The 24,923-nt window shown below is 69.4% G+C and carries 22 protein-coding genes; 10 read left to right on the top strand and 12 right to left on the bottom strand.

All coding sequences use genetic code 11. The features are described 5' to 3' along the window. Positions 1 to 475 precede the first annotated feature (475 nt). Positions 476 to 1,198, top strand: coding sequence for a transglycosylase SLT domain-containing protein (locus ACTWQI_RS11075; RefSeq protein WP_443269616.1), 723 nt, complete (start codon positions 476 to 478; stop codon positions 1,196 to 1,198). Positions 1,199 to 1,260: 62 nt separating this feature from the next. Here the strand turns inward: ACTWQI_RS11075 and ACTWQI_RS11070 are convergent, their stop codons facing one another. Continuing rightward, positions 1,261 to 3,717 carry an FHA domain-containing protein gene (locus ACTWQI_RS11070; RefSeq protein WP_443269615.1) on the bottom strand — a complete coding sequence of 819 codons (2,457 nt, stop codon included), beginning with the start codon at positions 3,715 to 3,717 and terminating at the stop codon, positions 1,261 to 1,263. Positions 3,718 to 4,386: 669 nt separating this feature from the next. Between ACTWQI_RS11070 and serB the strand changes: the two genes are divergently transcribed. Beyond that, complete coding sequence (serB, locus tag ACTWQI_RS11065) at positions 4,387 to 5,622, top strand: phosphoserine phosphatase SerB (RefSeq protein WP_443269614.1); 1,236 nt, start codon at positions 4,387 to 4,389, stop codon at positions 5,620 to 5,622. 110 nt (positions 5,623 to 5,732) lie between these two features. Here serB and ACTWQI_RS11060 read toward each other — a convergent pair whose 3' ends face one another. The 6 genes from ACTWQI_RS11060 to fabG form a co-directional block, all read right to left on the bottom strand. After that, positions 5,733 to 6,308, bottom strand: a complete 576-nt coding sequence (locus ACTWQI_RS11060; RefSeq protein ID WP_443269613.1) for a SixA phosphatase family protein — start codon at positions 6,306 to 6,308, stop codon at positions 5,733 to 5,735. Between the two features lie 127 nt (positions 6,309 to 6,435). Then, positions 6,436 to 6,699, bottom strand: coding sequence for a hypothetical protein (locus ACTWQI_RS11055; RefSeq protein WP_443269612.1), 264 nt, complete (start codon positions 6,697 to 6,699; stop codon positions 6,436 to 6,438). Positions 6,700 to 6,880: 181 nt separating this feature from the next. Beyond that, the gene (locus ACTWQI_RS11050; RefSeq protein ID WP_443269611.1) at positions 6,881 to 6,997 is read right to left on the bottom strand and encodes an SGM_5486 family transporter-associated protein; all 117 of its coding nucleotides are present in this window, start codon (positions 6,995 to 6,997) and stop codon (positions 6,881 to 6,883) included. Between the two features lie 130 nt (positions 6,998 to 7,127). Next, entirely contained in the window at positions 7,128 to 7,532 is a 405-nt protein-coding gene (locus tag ACTWQI_RS11045; RefSeq protein WP_443269610.1) for a hypothetical protein, read from the bottom strand. 179 nt (positions 7,533 to 7,711) lie between these two features. Beyond that, positions 7,712 to 8,491: an enoyl-ACP reductase FabI gene (gene fabI, locus ACTWQI_RS11040; protein ID WP_443269609.1), complete on the bottom strand. Its 780-nt coding sequence runs from the start codon at positions 8,489 to 8,491 to the stop codon at positions 7,712 to 7,714. Between the two features lie 4 nt (positions 8,492 to 8,495). Further along, a complete protein-coding gene (fabG, locus tag ACTWQI_RS11035; protein WP_443269608.1) occupies positions 8,496 to 9,215 on the bottom strand; it encodes a 3-oxoacyl-[acyl-carrier-protein] reductase in 720 nt (239 codons plus the stop codon). Positions 9,216 to 9,453: 238 nt separating this feature from the next. On the opposite strand from fabG, the gene ACTWQI_RS11030 reads away from it, so the two are divergent. From ACTWQI_RS11030 to ACTWQI_RS11005, 6 genes are all read left to right on the top strand, one after another. Further along, positions 9,454 to 10,086, top strand: a complete 633-nt coding sequence (locus ACTWQI_RS11030) for a Uma2 family endonuclease (protein WP_443269607.1) — start codon at positions 9,454 to 9,456, stop codon at positions 10,084 to 10,086. A gap of 99 nt (positions 10,087 to 10,185) precedes the next feature. Beyond that, on the top strand, positions 10,186 to 11,712 hold the full coding sequence (locus tag ACTWQI_RS11025) for a TldD/PmbA family protein (protein ID WP_443269606.1): 1,527 nt from the start codon (positions 10,186 to 10,188) through the stop codon (positions 11,710 to 11,712). An 88-nt stretch (positions 11,713 to 11,800) separates the two neighbouring features. Beyond that, positions 11,801 to 13,204, top strand: coding sequence for a metallopeptidase TldD-related protein (locus tag ACTWQI_RS11020; protein ID WP_443269605.1), 1,404 nt, complete (start codon positions 11,801 to 11,803; stop codon positions 13,202 to 13,204). A 90-nt stretch (positions 13,205 to 13,294) separates the two neighbouring features. Next, positions 13,295 to 14,713, top strand: a complete 1,419-nt coding sequence (gene tyrS, locus ACTWQI_RS11015; protein WP_443269604.1) for a tyrosine--tRNA ligase — start codon at positions 13,295 to 13,297, stop codon at positions 14,711 to 14,713. A 170-nt stretch (positions 14,714 to 14,883) separates the two neighbouring features. Continuing rightward, positions 14,884 to 15,261 carry a DUF3099 domain-containing protein gene (locus ACTWQI_RS11010; protein ID WP_443269603.1) on the top strand — a complete coding sequence of 126 codons (378 nt, stop codon included), beginning with the start codon at positions 14,884 to 14,886 and terminating at the stop codon, positions 15,259 to 15,261. 345 nt (positions 15,262 to 15,606) lie between these two features. Continuing rightward, positions 15,607 to 15,846 (top strand): hypothetical protein, encoded by a 240-nt coding sequence (locus tag ACTWQI_RS11005; RefSeq protein WP_443269602.1) that lies wholly within the window; start codon positions 15,607 to 15,609, stop codon positions 15,844 to 15,846. Here the strand turns inward: ACTWQI_RS11005 and moaA are convergent. From moaA to ACTWQI_RS10990, 3 genes are all read right to left on the bottom strand, one after another. Further along, entirely contained in the window at positions 15,829 to 16,818 is a 990-nt protein-coding gene (moaA, locus tag ACTWQI_RS11000; protein WP_443269601.1) for a GTP 3',8-cyclase MoaA, read from the bottom strand. The genes ACTWQI_RS11005 and moaA overlap by 18 nt on opposite strands. 183 nt (positions 16,819 to 17,001) lie before the next feature. Beyond that, positions 17,002 to 18,624 carry a solute symporter family protein gene (locus tag ACTWQI_RS10995; protein WP_443269600.1) on the bottom strand — a complete coding sequence of 541 codons (1,623 nt, stop codon included), beginning with the start codon at positions 18,622 to 18,624 and terminating at the stop codon, positions 17,002 to 17,004. After that, positions 18,621 to 18,968: a DUF485 domain-containing protein gene (locus ACTWQI_RS10990; protein ID WP_443269599.1), complete on the bottom strand. Its 348-nt coding sequence runs from the start codon at positions 18,966 to 18,968 to the stop codon at positions 18,621 to 18,623. The genes ACTWQI_RS10995 and ACTWQI_RS10990 overlap by 4 nt, the downstream gene beginning before the upstream one ends. 654 nt (positions 18,969 to 19,622) lie before the next feature. On the opposite strand from ACTWQI_RS10990, the gene ACTWQI_RS10985 reads away from it, so the two are divergent. Both ACTWQI_RS10985 and ACTWQI_RS10980 read left to right on the top strand, forming a co-directional pair. Then, positions 19,623 to 21,164: a S8 family peptidase gene (locus tag ACTWQI_RS10985; RefSeq protein ID WP_443269598.1), complete on the top strand. Its 1,542-nt coding sequence runs from the start codon at positions 19,623 to 19,625 to the stop codon at positions 21,162 to 21,164. Between the two features lie 46 nt (positions 21,165 to 21,210). Continuing rightward, complete coding sequence (locus tag ACTWQI_RS10980) at positions 21,211 to 22,782, top strand: S8 family peptidase (protein WP_443269597.1); 1,572 nt, start codon at positions 21,211 to 21,213, stop codon at positions 22,780 to 22,782. A 121-nt stretch (positions 22,783 to 22,903) separates the two neighbouring features. Here the strand turns inward: ACTWQI_RS10980 and ACTWQI_RS10975 are convergent, their stop codons facing one another. After that, complete coding sequence (locus tag ACTWQI_RS10975; RefSeq protein WP_443269596.1) at positions 22,904 to 23,947, bottom strand: zinc-dependent alcohol dehydrogenase family protein; 1,044 nt, start codon at positions 23,945 to 23,947, stop codon at positions 22,904 to 22,906. A gap of 38 nt (positions 23,948 to 23,985) precedes the next feature. After that, the gene (locus tag ACTWQI_RS10970) at positions 23,986 to 24,879 is read right to left on the bottom strand and encodes a sterol desaturase family protein (protein WP_443269595.1); all 894 of its coding nucleotides are present in this window, start codon (positions 24,877 to 24,879) and stop codon (positions 23,986 to 23,988) included. Between the last annotated feature and the right edge of the window lie 44 nt (positions 24,880 to 24,923).

Genomic DNA, 24,923 nt, shown 5'->3' with positions numbered 1-24,923 from the left:
ATCGGAGGGTCCGGCACAGGTCTACGGCCCTAGGTCGGAGACCTCTCCGGGGCCGCGAGTGATGACCGAACTGTCGCTTTCTATCCCTATTTCTAGCATTTGCCCTGGTCAGCGCCTCATTTCAGGCCTTCACGTTGTGTGCCACAGCGAATCCGCGGGGTGAGACCGCGCCCCACCCAGTGTGAGCCCGCGCACAGGACTTATATCACTTACGAGTCCCCGTAGTGGATCCGTTAAGACCGTTGACCGGGGACGAAAGGCGCGTGGACGGGCCTTTCCGGCCCCTGCTTCCACGATCTGGGGTAGTACGTCACACCTTTGCCACAAAGTTTTGCTGCCGTTAAGAATCATCTCCGTCGCAAGGCGCCGCAGATCGAGGCGGCGCTTTCTGCCGGAACGGCGACTCCCCGACTGGGGACCCTCGCATGCCGTGACCGCCCCGGCTCTGCGGCACCGAGCGATTGGAACCACCCGCATGCCCGTCCCCACGTTTTCCGGTTATCGCCGCCCGACCACGGCCCACAAGCTCTCTGCGGCCGGTATCGCCGCCACAGGAGTCGCGGCCCTGGCTTTCGCGGTCGTTCCCGGTTTCGCGGCCGAGCAGGCGCCGCCGGCCGCCAAGGCGCTCTCTGCGAATCCGGTCACCGAGCCTTCCGGCAAGCTCCAGAAGGAGAGCCTGACCGAGCAGTCCGCGCAGGCCGCGAAGAAGGCCGCAGAGGCCAAGAAGAAGGCCGAGGCCGAGGCCGAGGCGCGCCAGCGGAAGGCCGCCACAGACATGGCCCAGAAGAAGGCCGCGTACGCCAAGGCCCAGAAGGAGCGCGCCGCCAAGGAGGCCGCGAGCCGTGCGCAGGCCCGCAAGCCGGTCGCGCCCGCGTACCCGAACAACCTCGACGGCTGGATCCGCGAGTCGCTGGCCATCATGAAGCAGCACGGCATCCCGGGCTCCTACCAGGGCATCCACCGCAACGTCATGCGGGAGTCCGGCGGTAACCCCCGTGCCATCAACAACTGGGACGTCAACGCCCAGAACGGTGTGCCGTCGAAGGGCCTGCTCCAGGTGATCAAGCCGACCTTCGACGCCTACCACGTCTCGGGCACGCCCTGGGACCAGTACGACCCGGTGGCCAACATCACCGCCGCGTGCAACTACGCCGCGGACCGCTACGGCTCGATAGACAACGTGAACTCCGCGTACTGATCCGCCCCCAGCACCACAAGGGCGGCGGCACCCTCAGGGGTGCCGCCGCCCTTGTCGCGTGATCACTTGCGCATGACCTCCGGCTCATGCCGCCGCAGCAGCCGTGCGACCGCTACGCCGCATGCGACGCCCAGCAGGATCAGCGCCAACATGTCGATGCTCCACTGCCCGACGCTGTGTTCCCACAGCGGGTCGAGGTCGGTCGGTTTCTTGGCGTCCCAGGGCGCCATGGTGTGCGAAAGGTCCAGGGTCGCGCCGGCCGCGCCTATCGCCCAGCGGGAGGGCATCAGCCAGGCGAACTGCTCGATGCCCGGGGCGCCGAACACCTGGAAGAGCACACCGGTGAACACGACCTGGACGATGGCGAACATCACCAGCAGCGGCATGGTCTTCTCGGCGGTCTTCACCAGCGAGGAGATGACCAGGCCGAACATCATCGAGGTGAAGCCCAGAGCGATGATCACCAGGCAGACCTCCGCTGCCGGAGCCATGATCAGCCCTTCTTCGGGCAGTTCGCGGACCGAGAAGCCGATGGCGCAGATGATGATGCCCTGAATCGCCGTGATCAGGCCGAGGACGATCACCTTCGACATCAGGTACGCGGAGCGGGACAGGCCGGTGGCGCGCTCCCGCTCGTAGATCACCCGTTCCTTGATCAACTCTCGTACGGAGTTGGCGGCGCCCGAGAAGCACATGCCGACCGCGAGAATCAGCATGATCGTTCCGGCGTCCTGGTTGAACCGCGCCTTGCTGGTCGGGGGCGGTGGGGCCAGGCCGAACTCGGCCGGGATCACACAGCTGACCGCGCCGAGGACGGCCGGCAGGATCACCATCAGCCCCATGAAGCCCTTGTCCGAGGCGATCACCGACACATACCGCCGGATCAGCGTCCACAGCTGGGCGCCCCAGCTCTGCGGCTTCGGCGGCCGGGTCGTCGCGGGAAGCACATGGACGGACTGCGGGGCGACGGCGTCGATGTCCGCCGCGTACATCTGGTAGTGCTGGGAGCCGCGCCAGCGGCCGGCCCAGTCGTAGTCGCGGTAGTTCTCGAAAGCCGAGAAGACATCCGCCCAGGTCTGATAGCCGAAGAAGTTGAGCGCCTCCTCCGGCGGGCCGAAGTACGCCACCGAGCCCCCCGGCGCCATCACCAGCAGCTTGTCGCAGAGCGCCAGCTCGGCGACGGAGTGGGTGACGACGAGCACCGTGCGTCCGTCGTCGGCCAGGCCGCGCAGCAGCTGCATGACGTCCCGGTCCATGCCCGGGTCCAGACCCGAGGTCGGCTCGTCCAGAAAGATCAGCGACGGCTTGGTCAACAACTCCAAGGCGACCGACACCCGCTTGCGCTGGCCACCGGAGAGGGAGGTGACCTTCTTCTCCTCGTGGATGTCGAGCTTGAGCTCGCGCAGCACCTCGTCGATCCGGGCCTCGCGCTCGGCCTCCGCGGTGTCGCCGGGGAAACGGAGCTTGGCGGCGTACTTCAGCGCGGTCCGAACGGTCAGCTCCTTGTGCAGGATGTCGTCCTGCGGGACCAGACCGATGCGCTGTCGCAGCTCGGCGAACTGCTTGTACAGATTCCGGTTGTCATAGAGGACATCGCCCTGGTCCGCGGGCCGGTAGCCGGTCAGCGCCCGCAACAGCGTGGACTTGCCCGAACCGGAAGGACCGATCACCGCAATGAGCGACTTCTCCGGAACCCCGAACGACACGTCCTTCAGAATCTGTTTGCCGCCGTCCACCGTGACCGTCAGATGACGGGCCGAGAAGGAGACCTCACCGGTGTCGACGAACTCCTCGAGCCGATCCCCCACCAGCCGGAAGGTGGAGTGACCGACGCCGACGATGTCGTTCGGACCGATGACCTGGCGCTGGACCGGCTGGCCGTTGACGTACGTGCCGTTGTGGCTGCCGAGGTCGACGATCTCGAACCGGCGGTCCGGCGTCGCCCGGAACTCGGCGTGGTGGCGCGATACCTGGAGGTCGGAGACGACGAGCTCGTTCTCCAGCGCACGCCCGATGCGCATGACCCGGCCGACGGCGATCTGGTGAAAGGTCGTCGGACTGCGGTCACCGTAGACCGGCGGCGCGCCCGCACCGCCGCGCTGGTGCGGCACCTGCGCCGCCGGGGCCTGTTGCTGCCACCCCGCCCCCGCCTGCTGCGGCTGAGCGGCCCAGCCCGCAGGGGACTGCTGGGGTGCAGACATCGCAGCCGGGGCGGTGACGCCGGAGAAGCTCAGCCGCGGGCCGTCCGTCGCGTTGCCGAGGTGCACCGTCGAGCCCGGGCCGATCTCCATGTGGTGGACTCGCTGCCCCTGCATATACGTGCCGTTGGTGCTCCCCTGGTCCTCGATGACCCAACTCCGGCCGCCCCAACGGATGATGGCATGCCGCCAGGACACTCTGGCGTCCTCGGCGACGAGGCCATTCTGCGGATCACGGCCGACGGTGTACGACCTGGACGGATCCAGCGTCCAGGTCCGTCCGTTCAATTCCAGTACGAGTTCCGGCACTCCATGCCCCACTAGTCGTCCCCCGAATGACACCCGGAACGGGGAGTCTACGAACGTCGTGACGAACTATTCCAGGCTGAGTCCCCCGACCGAAAGTCGGGCCCAGCTACCTCCCCCAGACTCCGTCTGGGAGGTGCCCCCAGGGGTGCTCCCCAGCTCCCCGTGCGCGCTCAACTCATCCGAGCCCGCCCCACGGCCCCACCAGACCTGTGCACTAACCCGGCCTTCGGCGCCGGGGGGCGTCTCCCACCCGCCCACCCGCTTCCGTAGGTGCCAACGCTGAGGCACCCACGGCCCAGCGCGTCACCCTCGCCGCTCCGCGGCCTCAGGGCCACGGCCCCCGAGACCGGCAGACCCGTGGCCTGCCGTGAGGGCCACCAACGGCTGGAGCGTCGACACGTGGCCACCGGCAGGAGGGGACGGGTGGCGCTGGGGTTCCCCATGCCGAAGGCCAGGGGCGGGTGGGGGTTCTGGACGCTGACGTGTATTTGTGGGCCGGCCAAGGAACCAACCCCGCACCCGACCGACAACCGAGCCGGCCCGTAAATATACGGTCCAGAACCCCCACCCCGGAGGCCCCGGCCCCGACACCCAAACGCACCCGCGCGCGAAGCGCCCCCGCCGCGGAGCGGCCACCGCGGCGAGCGGAGCGGTCGGGGCGACATATACGGTGGGAACACCATGAGCGCATCGCAGAACCCACCCCCCACCGCCGTCCCCGGTGACGACGTCCCCACCCTGCTCGTCAAGATCTTCGGCAAGGACCGCCCGGGCATCACCGCCGGGCTCTTCGACACCCTCGCCGCCTACTCCGTCGACGTCGTCGACATCGAGCAGGTCGTCACCCGCGGCCGGATAGTGCTCTGCGCCCTGGTCACCGTCCCCACCGGGGACGGTGTCACCGAGGGTGAGCTGCGGGCCACGGTGCACAACTGGGCCGAGTCGCTGAAGCTCCAGGCGGAGATCATCTCCGGCCGGGGCGACAACCGCCCCCGCGGCACCGGCCGTTCCCATGTCACGGTCCTGGGCCACCCCCTGACCGCCGAGCAGACGGCGGCCATAGCGGCCAGCATCACCGGCACCGGCGGCAATATCGACCGGATCTTCCGGCTCGCAAAGTATCCCGTGACCGCCGTGGAGTTCGAGGTCTCCGGCACCGAGACCGAGCCGCTGCGCACCGCGCTCGTGACCGAGGCGGCAGCATCCGGCATCGATGTCGCGGTGATCTCCTCCGGGCTGCAGCGCCGCGCCCAGCGCCTGGTCGTGATGGATGTGGACTCGACGCTGATCCAGGACGAAGTGATCGAACTCTTCGCCGCGCACGCCGGCTGCGAGGAGAAGGTGGCGGAGGTGACCGCGGCCGCAATGCGCGGGGAGCTGGATTTCGAACAGTCGCTGCACGCGCGCGTGGCGCTGCTCGAGGGGCTCGACGAGTCGGTGGTCGACAAGGTGCGGGAAGAAGTCCGGCTCACCCCTGGCGCCCGTACCTTGATCCGCACCCTGAAGCGGCTCGGCTACCAAGTCGGCGTGGTCTCCGGCGGCTTCACCCAGATCACGGACGACCTCAAGGACCGGCTGGGCCTGGACTTCGCCTCCGCGAACACCCTCGAGGTCGTGGACGGAAAGCTGACCGGCCGGGTGATCGGCGAGGTGGTGGACCGCGCGGGCAAGGCACGGCTGCTGCGCCGATTCGCTGCGGAGGCCGGCGTACCGCTCGTCCAGACCGTCGCCATCGGTGACGGCGCCAACGACCTGGACATGCTGAACGCGGCGGGGCTGGGTGTGGCCTTCAACGCCAAGCCGCTCGTCCGCGAGGCCGCCCACACCTCCGTGAACGTGCCCTTCCTCGACACGGTGCTCTACCTGCTGGGCATCACCCGCGAAGAGGTCGAGGCCGCGGACACGCACGCCGACTGAGCGTCGGCGGCTGTCCCGACCGTATCCAGACGACGCCGGCGGTGCTGGCGCGAGAAGGCCCCGGCGCGCGGCCGGGGCCTTTCGTCTCACGGAGCGTGCAGCCCGCAGGCCTACTCGTGCGGAGCCCAGTACTCCAGCAGCGTGCCGACTCCATGCTCCACGGACTTCCACGAGCCGTTGAAACCGACGACCGCTATCGCAGCCGTGGGGAACCCGCCCCGGCTCATCCGCGCCAGTGCGTCCCCCTCGGCCTCCCCCGCAAGGGCGTCTGCCAGCGCGTGCATCCCCGGGTTGTGCCCCACGACCAGGAGATCCCGCACCTCGTCGGACGTCTCGTTGAGCAGGGCGATGAGCTCGCCCAGCGAGGCCTCGTACAACCGCTCCTCGTACACGGTCCTGGGCCGCTGCGGAAGCTCGTGCACGACCAGCTTCCACGTCTCACGGCTACGGGTCGCGGTCGAGCAGAGGGTGAGGTTCGGACTGATGCCGGTACCGGCGAGCCAGCGGCCGGCGACCGGTGCGTCCTTGCGGCCGCGCTCGGCGAGCGGCCGCTCATGGTCGGACACCTCGGGCCAGTCGGCCTTGGCGTGCCGGAGAAGGACGATCCTGCGGCTTTCCGTGGGTTCGATAGTGGCTTCGCGGGATGGTGCGGGGTCGCTTTCGCGGGAAGTTGCGGGGTCGCTCATGCGTCCCAGCTTCGCATGAAAACCACCGCGTGGCGCAGGGTGTTGGAGTGCTCCCCCGGCACGTGTGACCGGCGCACCCGCGTACCCGTCCTAGGGTGGCGCCGCAGCGGCAGCCCACCGCACCGCATCACGGGCTCGTGTGGTGCAGCACCTCCTGGATCCAGCTCAGGACCTGCCCGACTCCCGACGGCGAACCGGTGGCCGCATGCGCGTCGCCCGGACCGAGCAGGAGCAACAGCGCGACGAAGGCGATCACGGGGAGGGCCAGGGCCCACCACGGCAGCCGCACCTGGTAGGAGGCCTGCTGGGGAGGGGTGGACCAGCGCTGTGTACGGGCCGACATGGCGACCGCCTCCGTGAGGTCGGGTGGCGCGACGCGGCCGTCTGCCACGGCCGCGTCCACCGCTCCGTCGCGGTGTACGTCGAACCTACGGAGAGCGGGATGGCGGTCCCATCCGGTGATCCACCTACTGCACCCTGACCCTGGCCCTTAGGGGCTGGTGGGTTCACGGGTGCGGGCGGGCCGGCGCCCGACAACCCCAGGCCTGCCCCGGGGGATCCGCCCGGGCTTCTCAGGGCGAGGCGATGCTTGCGATCACGCCGACGACGACGGTGATGGCGAGCATCACGCCGAGTATGGCGAGCAGCTTCTTCTGGCCGTTGCGAGGCTGTGGGTCGAGCACTGGCATGCGGCCAGTCTCGCACCCTGCGGTCAGGACCCTGCTCGGACCCCTGCCCGGACCCCTGCCCGGGCTCCTGCCCGAGACTGCTGGAGGGTCCTCCCCCGAAGGCCCCCGCCCAGCCCCCTCGCCCCCGGATTCATGTGCCTCTCCGATCGTGGGTCACCCACACGTCGCGTATCTCCATCCAGCAGCGCCCGCTCAGCACGACGGTCCTCGCGGGCCCGGCCTCCACGGGCTTCCCGTCCACGTCCGGATCCCACCAGCGTCGGCACTCTATGTGCAGCTGGACCATGTCGCTGTCGGGGTACGGGTTGTGGCAGCTGGCGGTCACCCTCGAACCCTGGATGCTCGTCCGGCACTCGGCCCCGAACGGCGACCGGTCCGGCGACCGCTCGGACGCTCGTACGGGCGCCCGTAGCGGCGCTTGCCCGGACGCTTGCCCGGACGCGCGATCTGATACCGCCTGCTGGGCGACGGCTGCGGGACAGGCCAGTCCGGCGACGACCAGTGCCGCTGCCGCTAGACGACGGGGAGTGAGCACTGCTGAACCTCCTCGGCCGTACTGCGGCTGAGCCGCCGCTGCTGCACCACAAGGGGGTCTTACGCCATCCAGGGTGTCCGCCATCTGGCCGCGCCGCCCGTCCACTGGGCCGAACGGGCGACGCCCCGGCCCCCTCCTGCCGAGGGACCGGGGCGTCGCCCACGCGTCGTATGAGCCGGTCAGGCTCCGATGGCGTGCAGCCCGCCGTCGACGTGCACGATCTCGCCCGTGGTCTTCGGGAACCAGTCCGAGAGCAGGGCGACGACACCGCGCGCGGCCGGCTCCGGGTCGGTGAGGTCCCACGCCAGCGGGGCCCGGGTGTCCCACACGTGAGCGAGCTCCTCGAAGCCCGGGATGGACTTGGCGGCCATCGACTTGATCGGTCCCGCCGAGACCAGGTTGCACCGGATGTTCTTCTCGCCGAGGTCGCGGGCGAGGTAGCGGGAGGTGGACTCCAGCGCCGCCTTGGCCACGCCCATCCAGTCGTACTTCGGCCACGCGACCCGCGCGTCGAAGTCCATGCCGACGACCGAGCCACCGCGCTGCTCCATGAGCGGCAGCAGCGCCATCGTGAGCGCCTTGAGGGAGTACGCCGAGACCTCGACCGCCGTCGCGACCGACTCCCACCCGGTGTTGAGGAAGTTGCCGCCGAGTGCGTCCTGCGGCGCGAACCCGATGGAGTGCACCACGCCGTCGAGCGAGGCGTCGGCACCGAAGTGCTCACCGACCTTGTCGGCGAGCCCTTCGAGCTGCTCCTTGTTCTGCACGTCCAGCTCGATGACCGGGGCGGGCTTGGGCAGCCGCTTGGCGATCCGCTCGACGAGGCTGAGGCGACCGAAGCCGGTGAGGACGACCTCGGCGCCCTCCTCCTGGGCGAGCTTTGCGACGTGGAAGGCGATCGAGGCGTCGGTGAGGACTCCGGTGACGAGGATCCGCTTGCCGACGAGGATTCCGCTCATGTGATCAGTGACCCATGCCCAATCCGCCGTCAACGGGGATGACGGCTCCAGTGATGTACGAGGCGTCGTCCGAGGCGAGGAAGCGCACCGTGGCGGCGATCTCCGCGGGCTGCGCGTACCGGCCGAGCGGCACCTGACCGATGATGTCCTGCCGCTGCTCCTCGGTGAGCGCCTTGGTCATGTCGGTATCGACGAAGCCGGGGGCCACGACGTTGAAGGTGATGTTGCGGGAACCCAGCTCGCGGGCCAGGGAGCGGGCGAAGCCGACCAGAGCGGCCTTCGACGCGGCGTAGTTCGACTGCCCCGCGGAGCCGAGCAGCCCGACCACGGAGGAGATCAGGACGACGCGGCCCTTCTTCGCGCGCAGCATGCCGCGGTTCGCCCGCTTCACCACGCGGAACGTCCCGGTGAGATTGGTGTCGAGGACGGCGGAGAAGTCCTCCTCGGACATCCGCATCAGCAGCTGGTCACGGGTGATCCCGGCGTTGGCCACCAGCACCTCGACGGGGCCGTGCCGCTCCTCGACCTCCTTATAGGCCCGCTCGACCTGCTCGGCATCCGTGATGTCGCACTTGACGGCCAGGCACCCCAGTTCGGTGAGCGCCGTCGGCGGCTCCCCCGACCGGTAGGTGATGGCAACCTTGTCGCCCGCGTCGGCGAAGGCGCGCGCGATGGCGAGGCCGATGCCCCTGTTTCCTCCGGTGACGAGAACCGAGCGGCTCAACCGGATCACCCTTTCGATAGCGGTCAGGTACCACGAAAACTATCGGTCCGCAGGCCGGTCCGGGGAATCGGGCTCCGACAGGGGCATCCCGCCCGCACTGTCGGATCCCTACAGAAATCACCGATGCCCATCGGCGGGGCCCGCTTGGGCCCGGACGATGATCGGAATCCTCCCCGGGCTGTCAGTGGCCGCCGCTACGCTCAGTGGCGACTGGTTTACTCGCGCAAGGAGGCGCATCATGGTCGTGATGCTTGAACCCCCGACGATAGACGTCCTCCCCGGCTCGGTCCGCTTCCAGGCCCTGCTCCGGACGCTGCTGCAGCTGGACGTCCACCTGCCCAACGACTACCGGGCGCAGATCATCGGGGGGAACATCGTCACGTCGCCGTGGTCGCAGAAGTACTACCTGCCCATCATGCGGTCGATCCGCGCCCAACTCGAGCCGCACGCCCCGCAGGGCCACATCGCCGAAAGCTCGCCATATCTGTTCACCTTCCCAGCTGCCGAGCGGGCCTACGGGCCGGACGTCTTCATCGCCGAAGAAGCCGCCTTCAGGGGACACGGACGTTTCGTCGACGGCGAGGCCCTGTCCCTTGTGGCCGAGCTGACCTCCACCTCGACGCGTGACGCCGGCTGGGACGAGAAGACTCCGGTCTACGGCAAGAGCGGAGTGCCGGTCTATCTGCTGCTCGACATGCAGGAGAAGGCCGCAACGCTGTTCTGGAACCCGTCGGACCGTGGCTACGCCTCCCGACTGACCGTGCCGTTCGGCGAGAAGCTGCACGTACCCCCGCCGTTCGACTGCGAGCTCGACACCGCGGGCTTCGAAGCCGGACTCGAAGCCGCATCCAAGGCCGAACCGGAGGAGTAACCGCGGCCGTCCGGCGGTGTCGGGTGTGGAAATCCGTCGCTCAGGTGACGGAGAGGCAGCATGATTCCTGCGACGACGTCATGAGAAGGGAAGCCCGCTGTGCCCCACGAGGTCGATCAGTCATTCCTCGCGCTGCCGCTGCGCGCGCTGGCCGACGCGGCGCTGGCGCGCGCCCGCTCACTCGGCGCCGAGCACGCCGACTTCCGCTTCGAGCGGGTGCGCAACGCGTCGTGGCGACTGCGGGACGGCAAGCCCGCGGGCTCGTCGGACACCACCGACCTGGGGTACGCGGTGCGGGTGGTGCACGGCGGGGCGTGGGGCTTCGCCTCGGGGGTGGACATGACGCCGGACGCCGCGGCACGGGTCGCGGCCAGCGCGGTGGCGATGGCCGAACTGTCGGCGCAGGTGATCGCCGCGGCCGGGTCGGACGAGCGCGTTGAGCTGGCGCCGGAGCCGGTGCACGCGGACCGGACCTGGGTCTCGTCGTACGAGATCAACCCCTTCGACGTGCCGGACGCGGAGAAGGGCGGGCTGCTCACGGAGTGGAGCGAGCAACTGCTGGCTGCCGAGGGCGTCGACCATGTGGACGCCTCGCTGGTCACGGTTCAGGAGAACAAGTTCTACGCGGATACCGCCGGCACCTCCACCACCCAGCAGCGGGTACGGCTGCACCCCCAGCTGACCGCGGTCGCGGTTGATCCGCAGAGCGGCGAGTTCGACTCGATGCGGACCATCGCCCCGCCCGTCGGCCGCGGTTGGGAGTATCTGACGGATAGCGGCTGGGACTGGGCCGCGGAACTCGCCCAGATCCCCGAGCTGCTCGCCGAGAAGATGCGCGCTCCGAGCGTCGAGCCCGGGTCGTACGACCTGGTCGTCGACCCGTCGAATCTCTGGCTGACGATTCACGAGTCCATCGGCCACGCTACGGAGCTGGACCGGGCGCTGGGCTACGAAGCGGCCTACGCCGGTACGTCGTTCGCCACTTTCGACCAGCTCGGCAAGCTGAGGTACGGCTCCGAGATCATGAACGTGACCGGGGACCGGACCGCCGAGCATGGGCTCGCGACGATCGGCTACGACGACGAGGGGGTGGCAGGCCAGTCCTGGGATCTGGTCAAGGACGGTGTCCTGGTCGGCTACCAGCTCGACCGCCGGATCGCCAAGCTCACCGGCTTCGACCGGTCCAACGGCTGCGCTTACGCGGACTCTCCCGCCCATGTGCCCGTCCAGCGGATGGCCAACGTCTCGCTTCAGCCGGCTCCCGCCGGGCCGTCCACCGAGGAGCTCATCGGCGGCGTCGAGCGCGGGATCTACGTGGTCGGCGACCGGTCGTGGTCCATCGACATGCAGCGCTACAACTTCCAGTTCACCGGGCAGCGCTTCTTCCGCATCGAGAACGGAAAGCTCTCGGGTCAGCTGCGGGATGTCGCGTACCAGGCGACGACGACCGACTTCTGGGGCTCGATGGCGGCCGTCGGCGGCCCGCAGACGTACGTGCTCGGCGGCGCATTCAACTGCGGGAAGGCGCAGCCCGGCCAGATCGCCGCCGTCTCGCACGGCTGCCCGTCCGCGCTGTTCCGCGGCGTCAACATCCTCAACACCACGCAGGAGGCAGGCCGTTCGTGAGTGACGCACGCGCGGCCGCCGGGCCGCAGCTGACAACGACGCCCGCACCTCTGCGCCGCACGGGCGGAGAAACGAACATGGAGGCAGGATGACCCGCACGACCGCACCGTACGAGGTCGTCGAGCGCGCCCTCGAACTGTCGCGTGCCGACGGCTGCGTGGTGATCGCCGACGAGGAGTCGAGCGCGAATCTGCGCTGGGCGGGCAACGCCCTGACGACCAATGGCGTGACCCGCGGCCGTACGCTCACCGTCATCGCGACCGTGAACGGCGCGCAGGGCACCGCCTCGGGTGTCGTCTCCCGGTCCGCCGTCACGGCCGACGAGCTGGAGCCTCTGGTGCGCGCTGCCGAGGCCGCGGCGCACGCCTCGGGTCCGGCGGAGGACGCCCAGCCCCTCGTCGGGGACGTCCCGGGGTCCCCCGGATTCACCGACGCGCCCGCCGAGACCTCCCCCGAGGTGTTCGCGGTCTTCGCCCCCGCGCTCGGGGAGGCCTTCGCCCAGGCCCGTGCCGGAGGCCGCGAGCTGTATGGATTCGCCAACCATGAGGTCGTCTCCAGCTACCTCGGCACCTCCACGGGCCTGCGGCTGCGCCACGACCAGCCCACCGGCACGCTCGAGCTGAACGCCAAGTCGGCAGGTCCTGGCGTGGCCGCACCGCGGTCGGCGTGGGCGGGGCAGGCCACCCGCGACTTCACGGACGTCGACCCGGCGGCCATGGACGCGCAGCTGGCGCAACGGTTGGCCTGGGCGGAACGCCGCCTGGAGCTGCCGGCGGGCCGGTACGAAACGCTGCTGCCGCCCACCGCCGTGGCCGACCTGCTGGTCTATCAGCAGTGGTCGGCGTCGGCCCGGGACGCGACCGAGGGCCGTACGGTCTTCAGCAGGCCCAGCGGCGGCACGCGCCTCGGAGAGAAGCTGTCCGAACTGCCGCTGACGCTGCGCAGCGATCCGCACGCGCCGGGTCTGGAGGCGGCGCCGTTCGTGCTCGCCCACTCCTCCGGCGACGACGCGTCCGTCTTCGACAACGGGCTTCCGCTGGCACCCACAGAGTGGCTGCGGGATGGCCAGCTGGCCCGGCTGGTCACCACCCGGCACACCGCGAAGGTCACCGGCATGCCGGTTGCCCCGGGGATCGACAACCTGATCCTGGAGGCGGGCGGCACCGACTCCCTGGAGGAGCTGGTCTCCCGCACCGAACGCGGGCTGCTGCTGACCTGCCTCTGGTACATCCGCGAGGTGGACCCGGCGACGCTGCTGCTCACCGGGCTGACCCGAGACGGCGTCTATCTCGTCGAGCGCGGCGAGGTCGTCGGCGAGGTCAACAACTTCCGGTTCAACGAGTCGCCGCTGGACCTGCTCTCGCGGGCCACCGAGGCCGGCCGGACCCAGCGGACCCTGCCGCGCGAGTGGGGCGACTATTTCAGCCGCGCCGCTATGCCCGCGCTGCGTATCCCCGACTTCAACATGAGCTCGGTCAGCCAAGGCGTATGACCAAATAGAATCGACGCCGTATCGACCCCGTCACCCAAGCCCGTCACCCGACCCCGCCCCATTCGCCCTCCGATCCACAGGAACGCCACGATGACACGCCTCGGCGACTCCGTCGCGCGCGCCAGCGCACTGCTGGTGCAGGACCTCTCCTCCGACAAGACCGTGGAGCAGCTGCTCACGGAGACGAAGGCGAGGCGCTATCTGGACCTGTCGGACCTGTCGGCGAAGGAGCAGGCCGAGCTGATCGCCTCCCGCACGGTCGAGGTGCTGCCCGCCGTCTCGAAGCTGGCCGAGCGGATCGAGGAACGCCGGGCGGAGGGCAGGGGCCTGCACATCAAGCTCGGCATCGACCCGACGGCGACCGATGTGCACCTCGGCCACGCCGTGCCCCTGATCGTGCTCGGCCGGTTCCAGCGGCTGGGCCACGACGTCACGCTGATCATCGGTGACTTCACCGCGAAGATCGGCGATCCCTCGGGCCGTACCAGCGAGCGGCCTCCGCTGACCGACGAGGACATCGCGCGGAACCTCACGACCTACCGCGAGCAGGTGCGGCCGTTCTTCACCTTCGAGAAGGTCTCCTTCCGGCAGAACAGCGAGTGGCTGGCCCCGTACACCTTCCCGGAGCTGCTCGGGCTGCTCACTCAGGTGCCGGTCTCGCAGCTGCTGCAGCGCGACGACTTCCGTACCCGCCTCGCATCGGGCGCGGGCCTCACCATGACCGAGATGCTGTACCCGATCGCCCAGGGCCTCGACTCGGTCGCGCTGGACTGTGACGTCGAGCTGGGCGGCGCGGACCAGCTGCTGAATCTGCAGATGGGCCGCAAGCTGATGGAGCTGTGCGGGCAGCGGCCGCAGCTGGTCGTCACCATGCCGCTGATCGAGGGCACAGACGGCTCCGGCGCCAAGATGTCGAAGTCCAAAGGCAATTACGTGGGTCTGACCGCGTCTGCCGACGATGTCTTCGGGAAGATCATGTCGGTGCCGGACCGGCTGATGGAGCCCTATCTGAAGGCCTGGACCGAGTGGACGGACGAGGAGATCTCACTCGCCCGGTCCCGGCTCGAGGACAGGTCGCTGCACCCGATGGACCTGAAGAAGGTCCTCGCGGGCGAGGTCGTGGCGGCGCTGTACGACCTGGACGCAGCCATGGCGGCCCGCGCGGCCTTCGTCGCGCAGTTCTCGAAGAGGAGCTTCACCGAGGTGGAGTCGCTGCCGACAGTCGACGCCGCGCAGCACGGCGGGGAGAGCGTGGCGGCGGTGCTGACCAAGGTGCTGGAGTTCACGCCGAGCGCCTCGGCCGCGCGCCGGATCGCCAAGCAGAACGGTCTGCGTCTGGTCGTCGAGGCCGAGAACGGTCAGCAAGCGATGGTGCTGACCGAGGCCGCGGCCACCCGTCCGCTGGCGGAGGTCGTGGCGGACACCCTCTCGGACGCCGGTCTGAGCGCCGGCTCCGGAGCGGTCTACCTCAAGGCCGGGCGGAAGATCGCCGAGCTGCGGGGGCTGTGAAGCCGTAGCCCCGCTACGCCGCCTGTCGGAGGCGTGGGTACGCGCTGCGACGCAGTGGCACATACTCCTTGGGCGGTGCGCCCCCGTCTCGTACGCGGCGGACCCGCGGCGTACGGTTGAAGGTGTCCGGGACAGGGGAAACCCGGTTCGGAACGAGGTGGTGGAACTCGATGCGGAAGCACAGCGGCACCCCGGTCTTCCGGATCACCGGAGCGCGTGCCGGACTGGAGGAGGATGTACGCGGCCGGCAGCGGCGCTATGTCATCTCCATGACGGTGCGGACCCTGTCCTTCATCCTGGCCGTGGTGCTCTGGAACGTCGAGCGACATGTGGCGATCGTGGCGCTCGTGCTGGGTTTTGTCCTGCCGTACATCGCCGTGGTGATCGCCAACGCGGGCCGGGAGAACGCCCCTTCGCTCCCGCCGTCCTTCATTCCCACGCCGGTCCGGCCGATGCTGCGCGGCGGCTCGCCGGGCGAGGCACCGGAACGGGTCCCGGAAGCGGCGGGGAAGCCTCAGGACGATCGGCCTGGTGGGCAGAGCAGCTGACGCGCGATGGTTGTACAACTGTCCGCAAAGCTCAAGAAAAGCTCAGAGCAATCGCGCGGATCCAGTGCCCTGGCCAGGGTCCCCCGTGACATACTGCCTTAGCGCTCCGCATCCCCCGTCGGAGCGACGGACCGACGCCGGGCGGCTCCCCCCGTGGCCGCCCGGCGTCGCCATGTCCGCCGCCGTGTCGCCTCCCCCTGGGGGCACCTCCCGGGCCGTTAGGCCCAGGGGGACTACCGCTGGGTGGGGGTACCCCCGGCGGTAGCTGGGGGAGTACCCCCGGCCCCGGGGGCGCCCGGAGCGATCGCCAACCGGGGGCATGCAGACGATGCAGACTGGGTCTTTGTGAACGACGAGCCTGTGACCGATGAAGCGCCGATCTGCTCGGCGAAGGGTTGCCGCACGCCCGCGGTGTGGGTGCTGGCCTGGAACAACCCGAAGATCCATACCCCGGAGCGCCGGAAGACCTGGCTGGCGTGCGACGAGCACCGCGAGCACCTGTCCGCGTTCCTCGGGGTGCGCGGGTTCCTCAAGGACGTCGTGACGCTCGAGGAGTGGGAGCGGTCCTCAGCCGCCGATGGCTGACATCGGCCGGTCGGGCTGCAGGAAGGACGGGTCGTCGAGCCCCGATCCGGCCTTCTTGCCCCACATGGCGAGCTTCCACAGCCTGGCGATCTCCTCGTCCGGCGCGCCGTCTCGCAGCGGGCCGCGCAGGTCCGATTCCTCCCGGGCGAACAGGCACGTCCGCACCTGACCGTCGGCGGTGAGCCGGGTGCGGTCACAAGCCCGGCAGAACGGCCGGGTGACCGAGGCGATGACGCCGACCCGGGCGGGGCCCCCGTCGACCAGCCAGCGCTCGGCGGGAGCTGAGCCGCGCGCCTCGTCACCCTCGGGCGTGAGCTCGAAACGCGTCCGCAGACTCGCCAGGATGTCACCGGCAGTGATCATGCCGTCGCGCTTCCAGCCGTGCTGGGCGTCGAGCGGCATCTGCTCGATGAAGCGCAGTTCGTAGCCGTGGTCGACCGCCCAGGCGAGCAGCTCCGGCGCCTCGTCGTCGTTGAGGCCGGGCATCAGGACCGCGTTGACCTTCACCGGGGTGAGTCCGGCGGTGCGCGCCGCCTCGAGACCCTTCAGCACGTCGTCGTGGCGCTTGCGGCGGGTCAGGGCCTGGAAGACGTCGGGGCGCAGGGTGTCGAGCGAGATGTTCACGCGGTCGAGGCCGGCGTCCTTCAGGGCCCGAGCGGTGCGCTGGAGACCGATGCCATTGGTGGTCAGCGACATCTTGGGACGCGGGTCGAGCGCGGCGCACCGCTCGACGATGCCCACAAGACCGGGGCGCAGCAGCGGCTCACCGCCGGTGAACCGGACCTCGTTGACGCCGAGGTCACGGACCGCGATGCCGAGGAGGCGGACGATCTCGTCGTCGGTGAGCAGATCGGGCTTGGCGAGCCACTGCAGGCCTTCCTCGGGCATGCAGTAGGTGCAGCGCAGATTGCAGCGGTCGGTGAGCGAGACGCGCAGATCGGTCGCCACCCGACCGTATGTGTCGATGAGCACCTGGCCCCTCCCGATGCGGATCAATGGCTTCGAGCGTACGCGACGGATATGACATCGGCACGGACCCGATGGCACGAGCAGCGACGCGGCCGCGTCGTAGGGTCCTACGACGCGGCCGCGCACAGACGGTGACCAGATGATGACCGGTGATGACCGGGTGGTGTCAACCGGTTTCCGGGCCGGTCAGTGGGCGCCGGTTCCCGTGAGGGAGCGGACCTCCAGTTCCGCGTACTTGTCCTCGTCCGGCTGCTCCTTGGACAGGACGGATCCCAGCCAGCCGAGCAGGAAGCCCAGCGGGATGGAGATCAGGCCCGGGTTCTCGAGCGGGAACCAGTGGAAGTCCACGGCCGGGAACATCGAGGTCTCCTTGCCCGAGACGACCGGTGAGAAGAGCACCAGCAGGACGGACGAGGCGAGGCCGCCATAGATGGACCACAGTGCGCCCTGGGTGGAGAACCGCTTCCAGAACAGGCTGTAGAGGATCGTCGGCAGGTTGGCCGAGGCCGCGACCGCGAAGGCGAGGGCGACCAGGCCTGCAACGTTGAGCCCGCGTGCGAAGGCACCGAGCACGATGGCGACGGCACCGATGCCGACGGTCGCCCAGCGTGCCGCGGCGACCTCCTCCTTCTCGGAGGGCTGGCCCTTGCGGATGACGTTCACGTACAGGTCGTGCGCGAAGGACGACGAGGAGGCGAGGGTGAGGCCGGCGACGACGGCGAGGATGGTCGCGAAGGCCACGGCCGAGATCACCGCGAGCAGGATCGCGCCGCCGGTCGAGTCCGCACCGCCGCCGATCTCCTGGGCGAGCAGCGGAGCCGCCGTGTTGCCCGCCTTGTTGGAGGCGACGATCGTCTCCGGCTTGATCAGCGCCGCGGCGCCGAAGCCCAGGGCGATGGTCATCAGATAGAACGCGCCGATGATGCCGATCGCCCAGTTCACCGACTTCCGGGCGGCCTTGGCCGTGGGGACGGTGTAGAAGCGGATCAGGATGTGCGGCAGGCCCGCGGTGCCGAGGACGAGGGCGATGCCGAGCGAGATGAAGTCGATCTTCGAGGTGGCGCTGGCCCCGTACTTCAGACCGGGCTCCAGGAACGCCGCGCCCTTGCCGCTGTTCTCGGCCGCCGCACCGAGCAGGGTGGAGAGGTTGAAGTTGAACTTGAGCATCACCAGGAAGGTGATGAGCAGCGTCCCGGCGATGAGCAGAACGGCCTTGACCATCTGCACCCAGGTGGTGCCCTTCATCCCGCCGATGGACACGTAAAGGATCATCACGACGCCCACCAGCACCACGATGAGGATCTTCCCCGCCTCGCTGGTGATGCCGAGCAGCAGGGAGACCAGGGCGCCCGCACCTGCCATCTGGGCCAGCAGATAGAAGATCGACACCACGATGGTGGAGGTTCCCGCCGCCGTACGCACCGGACGCTGCCGCATGCGGTAGGCGAGCACGTCACCCATGGTGAACCGCCCGGAGTTGCGCAGCGGTTCCGCGACCAGCAGCAGCGCCACGAGCCAGGCGACGAGGAAACCGATGGAGTAGAGGAAGCCGTCGTAGCCGAAGAGCGCGATGGCGCCGGCGATGCCGAGGAAGGACGCGGCCGACATGTAGTCGCCGGAGATCGCGAGTCCGTTCTGGAAGCCGGTGAACTGACGGCCACCCGCGTAGAAGTCCTCGGTGCCCTTGGTCTGACGTCCGGCCCAGACGGTGATGGCCAGGGTCGCGGCGACGAAGACCGCGAACAGCGTGATGATCAGCGGGCGGTGCTCACCCGCTCCCCCGGCGGCGAGCTGGTACGTGATGCTCATGCGTCACCCTCCAGACGGGACTTGATCGCTTCGGCCTTCGGGTCCAGCCGGGTGGCGGCGTGGCGCGAGTACCACCAGGCGATGAGGAACGTGGTGGCGAACTGGGCGACGCCGAAGACGAAGGCGACATTGAGGTGGCCCAGGACCTTGGCTCCCATGAAGCCGCCCGCGTAGTTGGACAGCAGGACGTAGAGCAGGTACCAGACGATGAAGGCCACCGTGAGCGGGAAGGCGAAGGAGCGGTAGGCCCGGCGCAGTTCGGCGAATTCGGGGCTTGCCTGCACGTCGCGATACGGCGCGCCGGCTGACGTCTCCTCCCCGGCCGGAGTCGATTCGGTGTACACGGCTTCTCCTGTCAGTGCGGCTGCGTGGATGGGGTGTTGAGTGGTGACGTTGATCATGTCGATACCGGATTCGGCATGGTAGGGGCCAGGGGCGGGATGCGACAGAGGGCAGTGGTTGAACTCGACAGGATCGGCCGTTCGAGCCGACACCCGCTGCCGCCCGGTTCGTTGACCCCGGTGTGAGCGATCCGTCGAACCTCCCCTCTTCCGCGTCCGCCCGCCGGCCGTACGGCATGGTGCGGCTGCCCGGGCCGGTGACGGTTACACGGGCCGAGCCACGTATCGGTTCAATGGAATCCCGCCGGTGGTACGGTCCGCGGGTGCCACTGCCTCCGCTGAGCATCGAAGGCCTGCGAGTCGACTCGTCAGGCCGCTGAGCATCGCTCTTCGGCGTCGGCGTCATTACCCCGTTCTCGTCGTGTGTCCGGTTGACGCCCCCGGGCCGCCATGGTCCGGCCGTGCCCGGCCGCCAGGCCGGATGAGACCGCCGCCGGAGTGAACATTCGCCCCAAACCGGCCGAGGCTCAGGGGATTCCCGGCTTTTCACCGGAATCCATTGATCGGATGACCGGATCGGCGCTAGCTTCCGTCGTCATGTACCCGCTCATTCGCACATCCGCGCGTGGGCGGTCTCGCAGATGATGTGGAGATCCCATGGCTCACCTCCGATCCAGACGCGGGCGAGCGCTCGCGGTGCCGGTCGGGCTCGCGCTCACCGCCTCACTCGGCTTCATCCCCGGAGCCGCCACGGCAGCCGCCCCCCAGGACGCCTCGGCGCCCAGCTCCACCACGCAGGACGGTCCCAAGCTCTCGTACGTGGTGAACACCACCGCGACCGACTCCGAGACGGTCGGCCGGGTGAAGAAGGCCATCGCCAAGGCCGGCGGCACGGTGGTCGTCACACATGCGAAGATCGGCGTGATCGTCGTCCACTCGACGAACCCCGACTTCGCCAAGACCATCCGCGCCGACAAGGGTGTGCAGTCCGCCGGTGCCTCCCGCACCGCCCCGCTCAAGGCCGCCGGTACGACCGAGGTCGGCAAGCCGGAAAAGGTCAGCGAGCCGCGCTCCGCGGCCGTGCTGCGCGCCGCCGAGGCCTCCGGTGAGGAGCCGCTGGAGTCCCTGCAGTGGGACATCCCCGCGATCCGGGCCGACCAGGCGGCGAAGGTCAACCCGGGGAGCGGGAAGGTGACCGTCGCGGTCATCGACACCGGCGTCGACGACACCCACCCGGACCTGGCCCCGAACTTCTCCGCCAAGCAGTCGGCCAACTGCGTCGGCGGCGTTGCGGACACCAGCAAGGGAGCCTGGCGGCCGTACACCACGGACGACTACCACGGCACGCATGTCGCCGGCACGATCGCCGCCGCCCGGAACGGCGTGGGCGTTGCGGGCGTGGCACCGGGGGCGAAGGTCTCCTCCATCAAGGTGAGCGAGGCGGACTCGAGCCTGTTCTTCGCCGAGGCAGTGGTCTGCGCCTTCGTGTTCGCCGGCGACAAGGGCGTCGAGGTCACGAACAACAGCTATTACGTCGACCCCTGGTACTTCAACTGCAAGGACGACCCCGACCAGGGCGCCATCCTCGAAGCGGTGAACCGGGCCGCGCAGTACGCCCAGAGGAAGGGCGCGATCAACGTCGCCTCGGCCGGCAACTCCAACTTCGACCTGGCGGCGAAGGAGCTGACCGACTCCTCCAGCCCGAACGACTCGACCCCCGTCACCCGCAAGATCGACCCGAGCAAGTGCCTGGACATCCCGACCCAGCTGCCGGGCGTCGTCACGGTCTCCGCGACCGGATTCAAAGCGCTGAAGTCGTACTACTCCAACTACGGCCTCGGCCAGATCGACGTGGGGGCACCGGGCGGCGACAAGTACCAGGTGCCGGACGCCCCGGCCAAGGACGGCCGCATCCTGTCCACCATGCCCGAGGGCGACTTCGCGTATCTCCAGGGCACATCGATGGCCGGTCCGCACGTCGCCGGGGTCGCCGCGCTGATCAAGAGCAAGCGCCCGGACGCGAGCCCGCAGGAGATCCAGTGGCTGCTCAAGGCGCAGGCGGACAATCCGGGCTGCCCGACGGCTCCGTACGACCCGGACGGCGACGGCAAGGTCAACGCCGAGTGCACGGGGACGAAGCACATCAACAGCTTCTACGGCTACGGCATCGTCGACGCGCTGGACGCGGTGAAGAAGTGACGCGCCCTCACCCCCCACTCCCCACGACGACCGAAGTGGAGATCTCATGACGCAGCGCCCCGCCCTGCGCCCGCGCCGCGCGATAGCGATACCCGTCGGCATGGCGCTCGCCACCGCCCTGGCCTTCCTCCCGGCCGCGGCCACCGCCGCACCGCTGACCGAGGACGACACCACCGGCGCGTCGGCGACGACCGCCGAGGACGGCCAGAAGTCTAGCTACGTCGTCAACGTCAACCCCGGCGACGGCACATCGCCGGAGATGAAGAAGGCCATCGCCGACGCCGGTGGCACCATCGTCCACACCTATGACGAGATCGGCGTTATCGTCGTCCACTCGACGAACCCCGACTTCGCCAAGACCATGCGCACGGCGCCCGGCGTCTCGTCGGCCGGTTCGACCCGGACCGCACCGCTGCCCGCCCAGTCCACCACCGACGTCGGCAAGAAACCGAAGGTGCTGACCGCCGCGCAGGCCAAGGCCGCGGCCGTGCTGGCCCGCGCGGACGAGGACCCGATGCAGAATCTCCAGTGGGACCTGCCGGCGATCAAGGCGGACAAGGCCCACGAGATTTCGATGGGCAGCCCCGACGTCACCGTCGCCGTCATCGACACCGGCGTGGACGACACCCATCCCGACATCGCGCCCAACTTCGACCGCAAGGCGTCGGTCAACTGCGTGTCCGGCAAACCGGACGCCACCGACGGGGCCTGGCGTCCGGGGGCGCAGGAGAGCCCGCACGGCACACATGTGGCGGGCGAGATCGCCGCGGCGAAGAACGGCGTCGGCGTCGTCGGAGTCGCCCCGGGCGTCAAGGTCTCCGGGATCAAGGTGTCGACCGAGGCCGGCTTCTTCTACACCGAGGCCGTCGTCTGCGGCTTCATGTGGGCCGCGGAGCACGGGGTGGAGGTGACCAACAACAGCTATTACACCGACCCGTGGTACTTCAACTGCCAGAACGATCCCGATCAGAAAGCACTGGTGGAGGCCCTCTCGCGGGCCACGCGGTTCGCCGAGCACAAGGGCGCGGTAAACGTCGCCGCGGCGGGCAACGAGAGCTACGACCTGGCCGCCGAGTCCATCACCGACCCGGTGAGCCCGAACGACTCCACCCCGGTCACGCGCACGATCAACCCCCGTGAGTGCCTGGACATCCCGACCCAGCTGCCGGGCGTCGTCACGGTCTCCGCGACCGGAGCCAAGGCCCTGAAGTCCTCGTTCTCGAACTACGGTCTGGGCGTGATCGACATCGCGGGGCCCGGCGGCGACAGCACCACGTACCAGCCGCCCGCTCCCCCGGCGGTCAGCGGTTCGATCCTCGGCCCGCTGCCGGGCGGGAAGTACGGCTACATGGCGGGTACGTCGATGGCGTCCCCGCACGTCGCGGGGGTCGCGGCACTCATCAAGAGCACCCACCCGCAGGCCGACCCGGAGGCTGTCAAGAGTCTGCTGATGAAGCAGGCGGACGACCTGGCCTGCCCGGTGCCGTACGACATCGACGGCGACGGGAAGCCGGACGCGGAGTGCACCGGCACCAAGGAAGACAACAGCTTCTACGGCGCCGGGATCACCGACGCCCTGGAGGCCGTGGAGAAGCAGCGCAAGCAGCGCCGCAGGTGATCCTCCGCCAGCGGTAGGGCATGGCCTGCGCCCTGGGAACCCCAGGGGGTGCTGATCCCTGTGCGACAACGACGGGGCCGGGCGGCCGTAGGAGCCGCCCGGCCCCGTCGTCATACCAAGGTCAGTTCCCGACCAGGACCTTCAGTGCGGTGCGGTCGTCCATCGCCTGATAGCCGGCCGGTACGGCTTCCAGATCCACCGTCAGGTCGAAGACCGGCGACGGGTCGATCACGCCGTCCAGCACATCCGGCAGCAGCTCCGGAATGTAGCTGCGGACCGGGGCGACGCCGCCGCGCAGCGCGATGTTGCGGCCGAACATCACGGCCAGGTCGAGGCCGGTGCCGCTGCCGTGCGGAACGCCCACGTAGCCGATCGATCCGCCGTCCCGGGCGATCCCGACCGCCGTCCGCATGGACTCCTCCGTGCCCACGGCCTCGATCACCGCATGCGCGCCCTGACCGCGCGTCAGTTCACGGACCGCTGCCACCGCGGCCTCGCCCCGCTCCGCGACGACATCCGTGGCGCCGAAGGTGCGGGCGATGTCGGTACGGACCTGGTGGCGGCCCAGCGCGATGATCCGCTCCGCACCGAGCCTCTTGGCGGCCAGGACCCCACAGAGCCCGACCGCACCGTCGCCGACCACCGCCACCGTCGAACCCGGCCGGACGCCCGCGCCGACCGCCGCGTGGTGGCCCGTGCCCAGGACGTCGGAGAGCGTGAGCAGCGCGGAGAGCAGCCGCTCGTCGGAGGCCGCCGCGGCCGGCAGCTTGACCAGGGTGCCGTCGGCGTACGGGACGCGTACGGCCTCGCCCTGGCCGCCGTCGGAGCCCACCGAGCCCCAGAAGCCACCGTGCTCGCAAGAGGTGGGCAGGCCCTCGGTGCAGTAGTCGCACACGCCGTCGGACCAGACGAAGGGTGCGACGACCAGGTCTCCGGCCGTGACGCCGGTCACCTCGGCACCGACCTCCTCGACCACGCCCAGGAACTCGTGCCCGATGCGCTGCCCCGGCTCCCGCGCCGAGTCCCCGCGGTAGGCCCACAGATCGCTGCCGCAGATGCAGGACAGAAGCACGCGGACGATAGCGTCGCCCGGCCGCTGGACGACCGGATCCGGCACCTCCTCCACGCGGATGTCCTTCGGGGCGTGGATGACGGCGGCACGCATGGGTGTCCTCGGCTCCTGAGTGGGGATTCAGTACCCCCCTACGGTACGCCTGCCCCGGCGGTGGAGGACTCGGCGGGTTCCGGCCGGGCGGCCGTCGCGTTCGGCCCGGGCTGCCAGCCGGGTCCGCGGACGACCCGGCCCACGCGCTCACGCCAGCTGCGCGCCACCCGCAGGTCGCGGGCGATGGAGACGTACTCGTGGGTGGCCACCTGCAGCGGGTTGTAGGTGGAGATGTTCTTGGTGAGGCCGAAGATCGGCCGCTCCGTCTCGGGGGTGAAGGAGCGGAACACCCGGTCCCAGACGATGAGAATGCCGCCGAAGTTGCGGTCCAGGTAACCGCCCTGGGAAGCGTGGTGGACCCGGTGATGGGAGGGGGTGTTGAAGACGAACTCGACCGGCCGGGGCAGCTTGTCGATCCGTTCGGTGTGGATCCAGAACTGGTAGACGAGATTGGCGGAGGAGCAGAAGGCCAGCGCCGCCGGATGCATGCCGAGCGCGATCAGCGGCACGTAGAACGGCCACACGGTCAGGGTGGTCCAGGGCTGGCGCAGCGCGGTGGTGAGGTTGAACTTGCGGCTGGAGTGGTGCACTACATGGCAGGCCCACAGGATGCGGATCACATGGTGGCCGCGGTGGGACCAGTAGTAGAAGAAGTCCTGGGCGAGCAGCATCAGCGGCAGGGTCCACCACAGCACGGGCACGCGCAGCGGCGTGAGCTCGTACACCGCGGCGTAGATCGCGACGATCGGGATCTTCCACAGCGCGTCGAAGACAAGGCTGCCGAGGCCCATGGTGATGCTCGTCGCGGCGTCCTTGGCCTCGTAGCCCGCTGCGTCGTCGTCGGGGTGCAGCCGGTAACTCACCATCTCCAGGACGGTGAGCAGGACGAAGGCCGGAATGGACCACAGCACGACATCGGGCAAGTGCGGCATGTCCGCACCATAGAGGCGGCTCCCAGGGCACCGCTAGAGGTTGT

Source organism: Streptomyces sp. KR80, from assembly GCF_052245555.1.
Lineage (GTDB): Bacteria > Actinomycetota > Actinomycetes > Streptomycetales > Streptomycetaceae > Streptomyces.
This window is presented reverse-complemented; position numbering and strand designations above follow the sequence as displayed.